Source organism: Acinetobacter sp. 228 (assembly GCF_048147885.1).
The window spans coordinates 16,353-30,235 of sequence record NZ_JAYWYV010000017.1 but is presented as its reverse complement, the minus strand read 5'-3'; the positions used below and the strand labels follow the sequence as shown (position 1 = coordinate 30,235).

At 42.0% G+C, this 13,883-nt stretch carries 11 protein-coding genes; 6 read left to right on the top strand and 5 right to left on the bottom strand.

Annotated elements, in window-relative coordinates; translation table 11 throughout:
• The first annotated feature begins 39 nt into the window (after positions 1 to 39).
• Together VXQ92_RS12190 and rsfS are read left to right on the top strand one after the other, a co-directional pair.
• Complete coding sequence (locus VXQ92_RS12190; protein ID WP_064095214.1) at positions 40 to 828, top strand: hydroxypyruvate isomerase family protein; 789 nt, start codon at positions 40 to 42, stop codon at positions 826 to 828.
• Positions 829 to 909: 81 nt separating this feature from the next.
• Complete coding sequence (gene rsfS / locus VXQ92_RS12185) at positions 910 to 1,317, top strand: ribosome silencing factor (RefSeq protein ID WP_064095215.1); 408 nt, start codon at positions 910 to 912, stop codon at positions 1,315 to 1,317.
• A 260-nt stretch (positions 1,318 to 1,577) separates the two neighbouring features.
• On the opposite strand, the gene VXQ92_RS12180 is transcribed toward rsfS, so the two are convergent.
• From VXQ92_RS12180 to VXQ92_RS12170, 3 genes are read right to left on the bottom strand one after another with little or no spacing between them, the layout of a single operon-like run.
• On the bottom strand, positions 1,578 to 3,023 hold the full coding sequence (locus tag VXQ92_RS12180; protein ID WP_416681898.1) for an NAD(P)(+) transhydrogenase (Re/Si-specific) subunit beta: 1,446 nt from the start codon (positions 3,021 to 3,023) through the stop codon (positions 1,578 to 1,580).
• Between the two features lie 3 nt (positions 3,024 to 3,026).
• Positions 3,027 to 3,350 (bottom strand): proton-translocating transhydrogenase family protein, encoded by a 324-nt coding sequence (locus VXQ92_RS12175; protein ID WP_004281642.1) that lies wholly within the window; start codon positions 3,348 to 3,350, stop codon positions 3,027 to 3,029.
• An 11-nt stretch (positions 3,351 to 3,361) separates the two neighbouring features.
• Complete coding sequence (locus tag VXQ92_RS12170; protein WP_416681896.1) at positions 3,362 to 4,489, bottom strand: Re/Si-specific NAD(P)(+) transhydrogenase subunit alpha; 1,128 nt, start codon at positions 4,487 to 4,489, stop codon at positions 3,362 to 3,364.
• A gap of 984 nt (positions 4,490 to 5,473) precedes the next feature.
• On the opposite strand from VXQ92_RS12170, the gene VXQ92_RS12165 reads away from it, so the two are divergent.
• Positions 5,474 to 6,661: an MFS transporter gene (locus VXQ92_RS12165; RefSeq protein WP_416681894.1), complete on the top strand. Its 1,188-nt coding sequence runs from the start codon at positions 5,474 to 5,476 to the stop codon at positions 6,659 to 6,661.
• Between the two features lie 13 nt (positions 6,662 to 6,674).
• Here VXQ92_RS12165 and VXQ92_RS12160 read toward each other — a convergent pair whose 3' ends face one another.
• A complete protein-coding gene (locus tag VXQ92_RS12160; protein WP_416681928.1) occupies positions 6,675 to 7,319 on the bottom strand; it encodes a hypothetical protein in 645 nt (214 codons plus the stop codon).
• Between the two features lie 955 nt (positions 7,320 to 8,274).
• Here VXQ92_RS12160 and aspT point away from each other — a divergent pair.
• The 3 genes from aspT (at position 8,275) to dusA (ending at position 13,119) form a co-directional block, all read left to right on the top strand.
• Positions 8,275 to 9,960 (top strand): aspartate-alanine antiporter, encoded by a 1,686-nt coding sequence (gene aspT / locus VXQ92_RS12155; protein ID WP_416681892.1) that lies wholly within the window; start codon positions 8,275 to 8,277, stop codon positions 9,958 to 9,960.
• Between the two features lie 54 nt (positions 9,961 to 10,014).
• On the top strand, positions 10,015 to 11,616 hold the full coding sequence (locus tag VXQ92_RS12150; RefSeq protein ID WP_416681890.1) for a bifunctional aspartate transaminase/aspartate 4-decarboxylase: 1,602 nt from the start codon (positions 10,015 to 10,017) through the stop codon (positions 11,614 to 11,616).
• A gap of 477 nt (positions 11,617 to 12,093) precedes the next feature.
• Positions 12,094 to 13,119 carry a tRNA dihydrouridine(20/20a) synthase DusA gene (dusA, locus tag VXQ92_RS12145; RefSeq protein WP_416681889.1) on the top strand — a complete coding sequence of 342 codons (1,026 nt, stop codon included), beginning with the start codon at positions 12,094 to 12,096 and terminating at the stop codon, positions 13,117 to 13,119.
• 51 nt (positions 13,120 to 13,170) lie between these two features.
• Here dusA and VXQ92_RS12140 read toward each other — a convergent pair whose 3' ends face one another.
• Positions 13,171 to 13,683 (bottom strand): hypothetical protein, encoded by a 513-nt coding sequence (locus tag VXQ92_RS12140; protein ID WP_416681887.1) that lies wholly within the window; start codon positions 13,681 to 13,683, stop codon positions 13,171 to 13,173.
• Positions 13,684 to 13,883 lie beyond the last annotated feature (200 nt).

Below are 13,883 nucleotides of genomic sequence, written 5' to 3'. Positions count from 1 at the left end.
CGCTTGATTTATGCGGCCTTGAATATTGAAGAGAAAGACATGATTAAACTTGCCGTCAACCTGTCGATGATTTTTACTGAAGTGCCACTCATCGAACGCTTCGCGCTGGCTCGTGCGCAGGGTTTTAATCATGTGGAAATCCAGTTTCCTTATGAACTTAGTATTGGCCAGATTCAAAACCAGCTCAGCACCCATCAGCTGAACTTGTGCCTGATTAATGTACCGGCAGGTGATTTAATGCAGGGTGGTCATGGCCTGGCTGGCATTCCGGGAAGGGAAATCGAGTTTCGTCATGCGGTTGAGCAGGCCATCCAGTATGCTACCGCACTGAATGTACCCCGGGTGAACATTCTGGCAGGAAAACAGCCTGTGGATTGTGACCTGTTGCCCTGCCTAAGTACGCTAGCAAGTAATCTGAAAATGGCTTGCTCAATGCTGCTTGACCATCAAATTGAACCGGTCTTTGAAATGATCAATGGCATCGATATGCCACGCTTCTTGATTCAAAATGTTGCTCAGGCCCAGGAAATGCTCGAAGCAGTTCAACATCCGGCCTTAAAAATGCAGTATGACTGCTACCACATGGCGATGATGGGCGAAGATGTATTGGAAACTTTGCAAGAAAATATTGCGTCGATTGGCCATATCCAGTTTGCGGATTGTCCGGGACGACATCAACCCAATACGGCCTCAATTCAATATCATGATATATTTCAGTGGTTAAAACATAACCATTATCAAGGGTACGTGGCTGCCGAGTATAAACCCAGCGGACACTCCTGTGATTCCTTTGCCTGGAAAGACGAATTCTTTGCGGAGCATGACTGAGTAGAATGTGGTCTGATTTGAAATTTTGGACTAAAACCGCTATATTAGATCATGCATAATTGTTAGGAAATTACACCCCCCATGAATTTAGAACCATCGCCCAGCGCTTCTAATTCTCACGATCTTACTATGAATTCAAATTCTCAAGCTGTACAGGATTGTTTAAAAGTCGTACATGCTGCACTTGAAGATGTAAAAGCAAAAGAAATTGTTGAGCTTGATGTTCGCGGTATCAGTAATGTAGCTGATGCTATGGTCATTGCAAGTGGTACATCGACTCGTCATATCAAATCACTGGCCAATAATGTTGCTGAAGAAGCACGTAAAGCTGGCTTTCGCCCTCTAGGTATAGAAGGCGAACGTGATGCTGAATGGATCCTGCTCGACCTCGGTTATGTGGTTGTTCACTGCATGCTTCCAACAGCACGTAAATTCTATGACCTAGAAAGCTTATGGCGCAATCCTACAGATACTGATTCTGTAGCGTAAAAACCGAATATTCAAGAAAGCGACCTGTGTAGGTCGCTTTTTTATTGCCTGTTCATCCAACTTTATAAGCATTAATACAACTCAATCAGCTATTTTTCTTTAATTTTCATCTTGTCCTATGCACCGATTTGATTGGTATTTTAGGATCAATTCATCATAAACATAGAAGTTTGATGACCACAGAATAATGCTTTTTCAAGATATAAAAAAATCCCCCTTTATTAAAGGGGGACTCAGGGGGATTCTAATGATTTAAATGATTAGTGACCGGTACCATTAATCGCTTTGGTCATGTCTTCCACAACTTTCTTGGCATCACCGAAGATCATCATGGTTTTGTCATTATAGAACAAGTCATTGTCCAGACCTGCATAACCGGTTGCCATAGAGCGCTTGATCACCATGATGGTACGCGCCTTATGTGCTTCCAGAATTGGCATGCCATAAATTGGAGAACTTGGATCATCTTTCGCAGCAGGGTTAACCACGTCGTTTGCGCCAATGACAAGAACCACATCAGTTGCCGGGAAGTCCGAGTTGATCTCGTCCATTTCCAGGATGTCCTCATAAGGAACATCTGCTTCAGCAAGAAGTACGTTCATATGACCAGGCATACGGCCTGCAACCGGATGAATCGCGAAGCGAACCGTTACGCCCTGCTCTTTCAGCAAGTTTGCCAGTTCTTTTACCGCATTCTGTGCACGACCTTGTGCCATACCATAACCCGGTACAATGACTACGCTGTCCGCATTCGACATCAGGAAGCCCGCATCATCTGCTGAACCTGAACGGTAATTACGCTGCACCTGTTCGCCAGCTGCTGCTGTCGGTGCTGCACTACCACCCATCGCACCCCCAAACAGTACGTTGATGATGGAACGGTTCATTGCTTTACACATGATGTAAGACAGAATTGCACCTGAAGAACCGACCAGTGAACCGGCAACGATCAGCATGTTATTTTCTAAAGTGAAACCAATACCTGCTGCAGCCCAACCTGAGAATGAGTTCAACAGTGAAACCACAACTGGCATATCGCCGCCGCCTACCGGTGCAATCCACACCCAGCCAAATGCCAGTGCAAGACCTGTCATCGCCCAGAAAGAAGTCATGCTACCCGTCAGGAAGAAATGAATCCCAAAGCCCAGCATTGCAACAAAAATCATTGCCTGAACCGGTTTTACCCACGCACCAGAAATAGTTTTTGCCCATTTCTTTGCAGCCAGCTTGCCATAAGCAAAAACTGATGCTGTAAAGGTAATTGCACCCACGAAACAGCCCACAAACAGTTCAAACAAGTGAACCTTGCTCATCGCATGGAATGCAACGCCATTCGCTGCCAACAAGTCTGGACCTAATTCAATCAGCTTGTTGTTATGGATAATCGCCGCTACTGCAATCAAGACTGCAGCCAGACCAACCAGTGAGTGCATAAGTGCCACAGTTTCCGGCATCTGGGTCATTGGAACGGTACGTGCACGTGCAATTCCCACCACCGCACCGGCTGCCATTGCAGCAAGAATCATCCAGACCACTGGATTGTCTGCAACAAAGAATGTGGTCACTACAGCGATCGCCATCGCGATCATACCGTAACGGTTACCTGCAATCGCAGTTTTAGGACCAGACAAATCACGTAGCGTTAAGATAAAAAGAACGGCGCCAATCAGGTAGAACCAATCCGCATAATCTCGAATAAATTCCATGTATTAACCCTCTTTTTTCTTTTGCTTAGGTTTGAACATTTCCAGCATACGTGCAGTTACAGCAAAGCCACCGAAAATATTAATGCTAGCCAGGAATACTGCAATCGCACCCAGTACGCTCACCACGTTAATAGTCTGAAAATCCACGCTACCTTCAACGCCGATTACAGGCAAACCAACAGTCTGGATCATCGCACCGACAATAATGATCGATGACAAGGCATTGGTGACCGCCATCAACGGCGTATGTAGTGCTGGTGTCACTCCCCAAACCACGTAGTAACCCACGAAGATGGCCAGGACGAAAATCGTAATTGTTTCAACCATGAGTCTGCTCCTTAACCACGTTTTAACAGCACTTGGCCGCCGTGAGTGACAAGTAGGGCTTTTTGAATTTCATCTTCCTGATTCAGGACAAAGTTCTTGTCTGCATCAAAAAGTGTTTCAACAAAGTTATAGACGTTACGTGCATAGAGCGCTGATGCTTCAGTCGATACCGTCGATGGAATATTTGGAACACCCAGAATCTTCACACCATTTTCAGTAACAACGGTTTCACCGCATTTCGAACCTTCAACGTTACCACCTGATTCCACCGCCATATCCAGGATCACTGAACCCGGTTTCATCTTGGCTACAGTTTCAGCTCGGATCAAACGCGGTGCATCACGACCTGGTAAAAGCGCAGTGGTAATCACGATGTCGGCATTCGATACCGCTTTATCAACAATTGCAGCCTGATCGCGGATGTATTCTTCACCCGGCATCCAGCCATAACCATTTTTGGCAGCATCTGCAGCTTTTTGCTGTTCTTCCGGTGACATAGGTACATCCAACCATTTACCGCCCAAAGACTCGACCTGATCCTTTGCAGTTGGACGCAGGTCTGTGGCTTCAACGATGGCACCTAAACGTTTTGCAGTGGCAATCGCTTGCAAACCTGCTACACCGACTCCCATGATCACCACACGGGCCGGTTTGACGGTCCCCGCAGCAGTCATCAGCATTGGGAACATACGCTGGTATTCAGCAGCAGCCAAAAGCACTGATTTATATCCAGCCAGGTTGGCTTGCGAAGACAATACGTCCATGTTTTGCGCACGTGACAGGGTCCGTGGCAACAACTCAAGAGCAAATGCAGTCACATTCTGCGCCGCGAACTGGTCAAGCTCGGTATTGCGGTATGGGTCAAACATCGCCACCACCGTGGTATTGGCAGACAGCTTCTGAATTTCTTCACCCTTGGGTGCACGAACTTTCAAAACCATCTGGCTACCGGTATAGGCATCATCCGTAATTTTGGCACCAACTTGCTCATAGGCACTGTCGATGTAGGCAGCTTTAACGCCGGCACCACGTTCGATCACCACACTATGACCAGCGCTGATCAATTTCTTTACTGTCTCAGGCGTCGCAGCGACGCGATTTTCACCGACGACAGTTTCGGCTGGAATTCCAATCTGCATGAGCGTCCCTCAAGCTAATTTTTCTTAAGTAAACATCGTGATTTACGATGTTTCCCCTCAGGATGTGTTTTTGTTGAATTTTTGGATTCTAATCAAACTGTTTGAAATTACTACCCACTATTTATTTAATAAATACCTATATTTTGAACTGATGATTCATAAAAAAATTCGCTGTGATAGCACATTTATTTCATTTGCTAGAGATTCATAGGTGATGAATTTATAAACGATATTCATTCCAGTGAGTAATCAACCCAGATTTAACTGGATGGTAGACAGACACATTTCTGATTTATTTTGTTACATTGATCATTCTGACAATTATCGTTGCATCTTTTGGTACAAGTACAGATTCTTGATTTATCTGCTGACTACTCATAGCAGGACTTAAGCTGAACCATTTTTTTAGTTTTGACTTTTCTGACAGATTTAATATTTAAGCAGAAGTAATAATTTTTTAGATATTCAAAACATATTTTATAAAATGATAGTGTTTGTTGAGGAGATCTTTAGCTGACCAAATTGGGCTATGTCCTGGAAACAGATCTTTAAACACTTATAAGATTCAGGTCTCAGACCATCAGATAAAGGGTCAAAAAAAACCTTAAGGACCATTTATTATATTAATGTATAGGTCTGACTTACTCATTGAAAAATCAAGTTTTGCACCATATTTGCGCAATAAAATAGAGTAAATGTTCAACTATCTTGACCCTCATGCCCCTTTTTTACCCTTGTCTGCACCGAGGTGCGTCTTAATGAAGCAGCTCTCTTATTAAAAGCGAAAAAATTCCATAACTATTCACTTATATTTTCGAGGTGAGCTTGTTCCCCTTTACTTAATCTGCCTGAGCTCTGGCAATTTTTCATAATGACAATATTTCTTTACTTTTAAAGTAATAACTTCTGACCTATAGTGCCTTCAATTTCTACATTATTCTTTTTTCATTTAAATTCTTCCAGCTTAAATACAAGGTTAACCCTATGAACATGCCTCTCGATATCAGTCAAAACAAGCCCTTATTATGGCTGATGGCGATTGCATGCGGTTTATGTGCCGGCGCTAACTATTATTCCCAACCCTTGATTTCATCGATTCAGCAGTATTATCAGGTACCTGAATCACAAGTGGCACTCACTGTGACCTTTGCTCAAATTTCTTATGCCTTGGGGTTACTGTTTATTGTTCCTTTGGGCGACATGTTAAATAAAACCAAACTGATCCCCTTTCTCATGCTGGGGGCGGCGGCAGGTTTATTTATCTGTGCCAGTGCAGTGAATCTACCGATGCTCTGGATCGGCACCATCATTGCAGGGCTGTTTTCTGTCGCGGCGCAGATTCTAATCCCCTTGGCTACAATGGCGGTCAAACCGGAAAAAACTGGAGAAGTGGTCGGCTTTCTGATGAGTGGCTTGCTGGTCGGTATTCTGCTCTCGACCAGTATTGCCGGGTTACTTTCCGACCTGTTTCACTGGAAAACGATTTATATCCTCAGTGGTATAACTATGCTGGCCTTAAGCTTTTACCTAAAAGGAAAGTTACCGAGCTTGCCACGTCTGAGAATCAGCTATGCCGCAATTTTTAAATCCATGGCAGCATTACTCAAGCAGGAACCGCGTCTGGTTTTGCGTTCACTGACAGGTGCCTGTGCATTTGCTGCCATGAGTATGCTGTTCTCGACCATCGCCCTGCTATTGACCCAGGAACCTTTTCAGCTTTCTGATGTTATGGTCGGACTGGTCACACTGGTGGGTGTATTTGGCGCGCTTTCCACGCAGTTCATTGGTAAATGGGCCGATCGTGGCCATATCAAAATACTTAGCTGGACCGGCTGCTTTATCCTGATTGGAAGCTGGATCTTCCTGTATTTTGGTGCAGTGTCCTTGCTGAGTTATATCTTGGGTTACGGGCTGATAAATCTGGGACTTGCAATTACGCATAGTTGTAACCAGAACGTGATTTTTCGCCTGCGCCCAGATGCCAAGTCACGGGTGAACTCACTCTACATGACCTTGTATTTTATTGGAGGTGCTTGTGGCTCGGCCTTAGGCGTATATGCCTGGCATCATGGTGGATGGAGCATGACCTGTATGGCAGGGCTCGGGCTGGCTCTATGTGCTGCCTTATTCACTCTGTTGGATCAATGGCATCATGCACGGAAGTTGGCATGATGCTTAATCCTATTTAGCTGACTTGCGCTGCCGGATAATAGGGCTTATTCAAATCCAGTGTTTTTGCGTTTTCCAATAAAATACAGATAAAAACTGGCAATAATGCTGCCAGAATTCGGCAGCTTTCCTCGAATGACTTATGGTTCAATGAACTTTGGTAAGTCATGCCGCCATGCATGAGCTGATGGTGTAAAGTATATAAACGATGAAATAACAGCTTTAGAACTTCAACTGAATTTTTTTCCTGCAGGGCATTCTGTATTTGTTGCTTCTGATTCTCAAGTACTGCCTGACAGTTTTCCAGACTAATTTTTTGATTGCGATACTCCCAAAAGCTTTGATTTAGATATGAGCTATCTAATAGTGAATGAATCGGCTGGCTATATTTTTCCCAGACAATATGGCCGATTTTCTGTTCTGTATCATTTTGGCAAAGTATTTCTAAAAATTGATATAGCTTGTCTTGTCCCTGAATCAGATCGCCTTCCTCTGCATAAATAGACTGAAAGCTGATCCACAGACTGATAAATTTAAAATCCAGATCTCGATCCAGCTCCAGTGATTTTTTAAACCAGCCCACTCCACGATGAATTCTTAAATTAAAATGTGCCGAATTTTGTGCTTTATAGCTTTTGTAAATTTCCTCCAGTAACAGCATCATTGTTCTCCTTATTTATAGCGTTTTTTTAATTCCTCTCTCACTATAAAAATATACCACTGAGAAATGACTGGGAATTCCATTTTCATTTTTAGCTGACATTGTCAGAGCTCAACAGGAAGCTCGCTCTACTGGGCTTGTTTTTTAATTTTATTTTTCCTCCCCCCTCTTTTTTTAATATCTGCAATTCGGTACGAGTACATCAGCCGTACCTACCAGCTACCAAGGTATTAGTTTTTTCCTTTCTGTCGAAAAAGAGTGAATGGAAAGTGTATTGAAAATGAACAATAAATAAGGCTGTAAACTGATTTTTGAGCGTGAGAACTATATAGGCTTATTCAGATAATATTCCCAAGATCCCTTATCTAAAACAAATAGTTCGGGAATTAATCTAATTTAACCCCTCATTATATTATTTTCGTCGCAATAAAATGAACGCTCATAATATAAAAAAAACATATATCAAAATTTAATATAAAAATTAAAACCCCATACAAGAAAATCACCTCACACCAAAAATTAAAATTAATGAATATTTAAGTTAATATTCATTAAAAATAAATTATTTTTAAATTATGAATAAATTCAGGATTAAATATATAGTAACAATTACCTTTTAATATGTGAAAACTAACATATTGACCCTAAAACGCCCTCCAAAAAAGATTATTAATTACAATATCTTAAGACAATCAAATAAAACCAAGTTTAAATAAACTAATATTTTCATTAAATAAAATATAGACTTAAATAAAAATCATATTTTGTTCCAAAATGTAATTCAATATAAAAAACGGATTTTAAAAATATATATAAAATACTAAGCATTTGATTAATATAAAATCTAGAAAAAATACACTTATTTGCATTATTTAAATCCAATATAGTATTTTTATAAAGTGAAAATCAAAACTCAATTTAAAAATAGATTAAATAATAACAGTGAGTCTATAAAATGATTGAATGGATACAAGGTGAATTAAAACATAGCCCTGAAATTCTATTGTTTTTATCTTTGGCAATAGGCTTTTGGATTGGAAAATTTCAATTTGGCAAATTCCAGCTCGGCGGTGTTGCTGGCTCATTGTTAGCCGCTGTTGTGCTTAGTCTTATTGGTGTACCCGTCGACAATGGCGTTAAGGCCATCCTCTTTGCACTGTTTATTTATGCAGTAGGTTTCGAAAGTGGTCCCCAATTTTTCAAATCGCTGGGCCCCAAATCACTTAAAGAAATTATATTAGCGGTATTTATGGCAGTTTGCGGACTGGCTACCGTGCTCATCATGGCAAAAATATTCCAGCTGGACAAAGGAATGGCAGCAGGACTGGCAGCAGGCGGAATGACCCAATCGGCAATTATTGGTACAGCAGGCGATGCGATTTCCCGCCTAGACTTACCTGCCGCGGAGATCCAGAGGCTTCAAGCCAATGTCGCGATTGGATATGCAGTAACCTATATTTTCGGTTCACTCGGTGCCATTATTATCTGTGCGAGTATCGTACCAAAATTTATGGGTCGTGGTATTCGTGATGATGCGCTCAAGGCACAAGCTGAACAACTAAAAGGCGCCTTTCAACTGGCACCTGGGCAAGAACTTGCTATGCCTGAAATTGTTGGGCGTATTTATAGAGTTCAGCAAGCCTCAGGACAAACAATTTCAGAGCTTCAGTCAAAAATACCCAACATTACAATTGAACGGGTTAAACGCGGCACTCAATTTATTGATTCCTCTCTAGAAACCAAGCTCGAGACAGATGATATTATTCTGGTGATTGGTCGTAGAAGCAGTGTGGTTTCAATTGCTCAACATATCGGAACTGAGCTCGAGTCCTCTGAAGGCATGGAAATAGTCATGTCTACCACGGATATGATTCTCAGAAACTCCAAATACATTAATCGTACCCTAGGAGATGTGAGGGCCAACACCCCAGAATATCTAAAACATGGTATTTATGTACTTGGAATTAAAAGAAATAATGAATCAGTACCCATGGATGATAATACTGTTCTTCATAAAGGAGATGTCATTACTATCTATGGTACAAAAAATGATCTTGATCGGATGGTCAAAGAAGGCGGTCGAGCCATATCCCAAAGTATAAAAACAGATTGGGTCTTCCATGGCATAGGTTTGGTTGTTGGTCTGTTAATTGGCTTAATCGTCATTCGTATTAGCAATATGCCATTAACACTGGGCGCTGGCGGGGGAGCACTTTTATCAGGGTTATTCTTTGGCTGGCTGCATAGCCGCAATCAGGTACGTGGCAACATGCCTCTGGCTGCATCTCAACTCCTCAAAGATTTAGGTCTGGCCGGTTTCGTGGCAGCCGTAGGTCTGCAATCCGGCTTACAAGCCTTTCAGACGATTAAACAAAGTGGCCTATCCCTCTTTCTGATTGGCGTAGTGGTAACAGTCGTCCCACTCATTCTCTCCATGCTTTTTGCACGCTATGTCCTGCGTTATGACAACGTTGCAGTGATGGCCGGAGCATTATCAGGTGCCCGAAGTGCCAACCCCGCTTTTGGTGTTGTCTTGGACAAAGCCGGAAACTCGATTCCAACAGTTCCATTTGCCATTACTTATGCCTTAGCCAATGTGTTTTTAACCTTGCTTGGTCCACTCATTGTGGGCCTGGCTTAACGACATCCACAAATTTCAATTTTGTCTGATTCATCATAATTTTGGAGATTCCTCATGGGAAACACTGATTACTCTAAATACTCAAAACTCAGTCCATTTGAGCTTAAAGATGAACTGATTGCGCTGGCAACAAGCCGCACGGATCGCATGATGCTGAATGCAGGCCGCGGTAATCCGAATTTCCTTGCTACTGTTCCACGGCGCGCCTTTTTCCAACTCGGTTTATTTTCTGCCACTGAATCAGAATTTTCATTTTCATATATGCCTGAAGGTCTAGGCGGATTTCCACGTTCACAAGGATTACAATCACGTTTTGAGCAATTTATTTTAGGAAATCGTGATAAACCTGGCGTTGTTTTTCTAGGTAAAGCAATTTCATATGTACGTGACCAGCTGGGACTGGATCCAGATGCTTTTTTACTGGAAATGGTTGAAGGCATTCTAGGCTGTAATTATCCTGTTCCTGACCGAATGCTCAGAGTCAGTGAAAAAATTATTAAAGAATATGTCCTTCGTGAAATGGGTGTCCAGAGTATGCCTAAAGAAGGACTGGATCTTTTTGCAGTAGAGGGTGGTACTGCTGCAATGGCCTACATCTTTAATTCATTAAAAGAAAATAAGATAATTTCGAATGGTGACCGTATTGCCCTGGGAGCGCCTATTTTTACTCCCTATATTGAAATTCCTAAGCTAAATGACTATGAACTTGAAGAAGTCATGATCCAGGCTGATCCTGAGCTTAACTGGCAATATCCGGAATCTGAATTACGTAAATTAGAAGATCCATCCATTAAAGCATTTTTTCTGGTCAATCCAAGTAATCCACCTTCAGTGAAAATAAATGATGAAGGACTGGCCATCATCGCAGATATTGTCAAGAAACGTCCTGACCTGATTATTCTGACTGATGATGTGTATGGAACATTTGCCGATAATTTCACTTCATTATTTGCCATATGCCCTGATAACACCATTCTGGTCTATTCTTTCTCTAAATATTTTGGAGCTACAGGATGGCGTCTTGGCGTCATTGCACTCACCCAAAATAATATTCTGGATCAAAAAATTGCAGCACTGTCCGCCAAGGATAAAAAGGAACTTGCAGAACGTTATTCCTCACTGACCACCGATCCTTCAAGTATCAAATTTATCGATCGGATGGTTGCCGACAGTCGAAATGTAGCTTTGAATCATACTGCCGGATTATCCACACCTCAGCAGGTACAGATGGTCCTTTTTGCCTTGTTTAATATGATGGATTCGCGTCAAAGCTATAAAAAAGCTGTCCAATCAGTCGTACGTGAACGGGATGCGGCTCTGTATCGGCAACTCGGGGTAGAAGTTCCTCAAGATCCGAACAGTGTGGATTACTACACTCTTGTAAGTCTGGAGAATACCGCACGTACTTTATATGGAGATGACTTTGCAGACTGGATCATGAAAAACAAAAATCCGACTGAACTGTTGTTCCGGGTCGCGGATGAAACCGGTGTAGTGCTTCTGCCTGGTTCCGGCTTTGGTGTTCAACATCCTTCAGCCCGTGCATCCTTAGCAAACCTGAATGAATATCAATATGCTGCGATAGGTATGTCTTTAAGCAATCTGGCTGCTGAAGCTTATGAGGAATACAAAAAAGAAAGTAAAAAGAAAAAATAATATTCAAATGAAGGAACTGAAGCCATATCTGGGTTTATTCCCCTACCCTTGGCAGATTCCTTTTTTAATGAATAACTGATCATTCCTGTTAAGTACGAACAGTATGAATATCAATTAGCAAAGTAAATATTCCACCTCAGCCCTAAAAGATATCACTGATCTTTTAGGGCTTCATCATGATACTGGCTTTTCCTATTTTTCTATTTTTCTATTTTTCTAGACTGAGCAGGCCAAATCTGTTTACTTTCTTGTTTTTCTCTAAAAAAGACTTCGTTTCCAATTCATTCCAATATTGTCATGGTAGTAAACCCGTACCTTTCAATGCTCTTTTTTAGCCGCAACCTTCTTGATCAATTTATAACATGAATTATTTTTTCATTATGGTGTAAAATTTGGCGCTAAATGCAAATTGCGTACTCTGGCTAAATATAGATTTTTCGCAGATTGCACCACCATGATTAAAGGCATGATTTTTTAATGACTCTCACCCACCCCATTGAAACTGCTCAATCTCCACGAATCAGTGTCGCACCTATGATGGACTGGACGACCAAGGACTATCGTTTCTTTGCCCGTCTGTTTAACCCGAATATCATTATGTACACTGAAATGGTGACAACGGGTGCCATCATTCATGGTGATGCCAAACGATACCTGGATTTCAATCAGGAAGAACATCCGATTGTTTTACAGCTAGGTGGCTCAAATCCACAAGACTTGGCAACCTGCAGCAAAATGGCCCAAGATTGGGGTTATAACGAAATTAATTTAAATGTAGGTTGCCCGAGTGATCGCGTACAGAATAATAAAATTGGTGCCTGTCTAATGGCAGAACCTGATCTTGTGGCAGAATGTATTGATGCCATGCGTCATGCAGTGGATATTCCAGTAACGGTAAAACACCGGATCGGGATTGATGACATGCAATCTTATGAAGAGATGCTACATTTTGTCGATACTGTGGCCAAAACCGGCTGCAACAATTTTATCGTACATGCGCGCATTGCCTTGTTAAAGGGTCTATCGCCCAAAGAAAATCGTGATGTTCCACCACTGCGCTATGAAGATGTCTACCGTTTAAAACAGGATCGTCCTGATCTGCTTATCGAGATCAACGGCGGAATTAAAACCTATGCCGAGACGCAGGAACACCTCAAACATGTTGATGGCGTGATGATTGGCCGTGAAGCTTATCACAATCCTTATTTGCTGGCAGAACTGGGACAATTGTGGAATCTGGATGCACCAGACCGTTTTGACATTATGCAGCAGATGTTGCCTTATATTGCCCAGCGTATGGCAGAAGGCGCACCTTTATCCATTATTACCCGTCATATTCTGGGCCTGTTCCAGAATTTGCCAGGCGCACGCAAATGGCGTCAAGCGCTAAGCGGTGGGAATGCAAAAACCTTGAAAGATGTAGAAACTGCCCTGTTTAATATTCAGGAAGCGATGCAGCGTACTGAAGATTACGTACGTGAACATCAGCAGATTGAATCTTAAAAAACAAAAAGCACCGGTTATCGGTGCTTTTTTATAAAGATGACGCATTGATCAGTGCGTATACGCCGTAATATTACCGACGGGGATCGGCTCCTCATCATAAGAGGCTGCCTGTACCACAGGCTCTATTGCTGGACGTATATTTGAGCTTAGTTCAACTCTTACCGGTTCTTCTACAGATTCCAGATCGTCTAGAGATGCAGACAGTTGCTCCAGTTCACGATCTAACTGCTGGCGATATTTTTCAATTTCGATTTCATCAATGAAGGCAAAAGCATCATCTTCAATGGACCAGCTATAGCCGCCATTAACCTTGATAATTTTGACATTAACGGGATATTCATGCCCCTGATAGTTCAGTTGTGAAACTGCCTCAAACTCATTGCCTTGGCGATGGACAATTTTTACATTCAGCACAGTGAGACGATAATGCTGATAGTCAGGATTAGCATTAAATTCCCGCTGTATCTGTTCCTGAATATTTCTGGCCAGCTCATCAATTGATACAAAGTAACTGCATCCGGCCAGGCAGGCGATCATCCATAACATCATGATTTTTTTCATATCGCCCCCTCCTTGTTGTTTCCAACCACATTCTATCTGTGTCACATTTTTTATCTTTAGTTTATTCTGTGATCTATTTTATACTTTTTCCCATAAAACAATATATAAATCCTTGGTCTATAAAGTCAGCCTATTTTGAAGCCAATTTGGTGATATTTAACTAAATAGTAGGCATAATCTAAAAAAGCCCTGATCATCTC

Bases quoted from the DNA above. Each gene is read 5' to 3' on its own strand.
- VXQ92_RS12180 (WP_416681898.1), bottom strand. From the start codon at position 3,023: ATGGAATTTATTCGAGATTATGCGGATTGGTTCTACCTGATTGGCGCC.
- VXQ92_RS12165 (WP_416681894.1), top strand. From the start codon at position 5,474: ATGAACATGCCTCTCGATATCAGTCAAAACAAGCCCTTATTATGGCTG.
- VXQ92_RS12170 (WP_416681896.1), bottom strand. From the start codon at position 4,489: ATGCAGATTGGAATTCCAGCCGAAACTGTCGTCGGTGAAAATCGCGTC.
- VXQ92_RS12150 (WP_416681890.1), top strand. From the start codon at position 10,015: ATGGGAAACACTGATTACTCTAAATACTCAAAACTCAGTCCATTTGAG.
- VXQ92_RS12190 (WP_064095214.1), top strand. From the start codon at position 40: ATGATTAAACTTGCCGTCAACCTGTCGATGATTTTTACTGAAGTGCCA.
- VXQ92_RS12175 (WP_004281642.1), bottom strand. From the start codon at position 3,350: ATGGTTGAAACAATTACGATTTTCGTCCTGGCCATCTTCGTGGGTTAC.
- rsfS (WP_064095215.1), top strand. From the start codon at position 910: ATGAATTTAGAACCATCGCCCAGCGCTTCTAATTCTCACGATCTTACT.
- dusA (WP_416681889.1), top strand. From the start codon at position 12,094: ATGACTCTCACCCACCCCATTGAAACTGCTCAATCTCCACGAATCAGT.
- VXQ92_RS12160 (WP_416681928.1), bottom strand. From the start codon at position 7,319: ATGCTGTTACTGGAGGAAATTTACAAAAGCTATAAAGCACAAAATTCG.
- aspT (WP_416681892.1), top strand. From the start codon at position 8,275: ATGATTGAATGGATACAAGGTGAATTAAAACATAGCCCTGAAATTCTA.
- VXQ92_RS12140 (WP_416681887.1), bottom strand. From the start codon at position 13,683: ATGAAAAAAATCATGATGTTATGGATGATCGCCTGCCTGGCCGGATGC.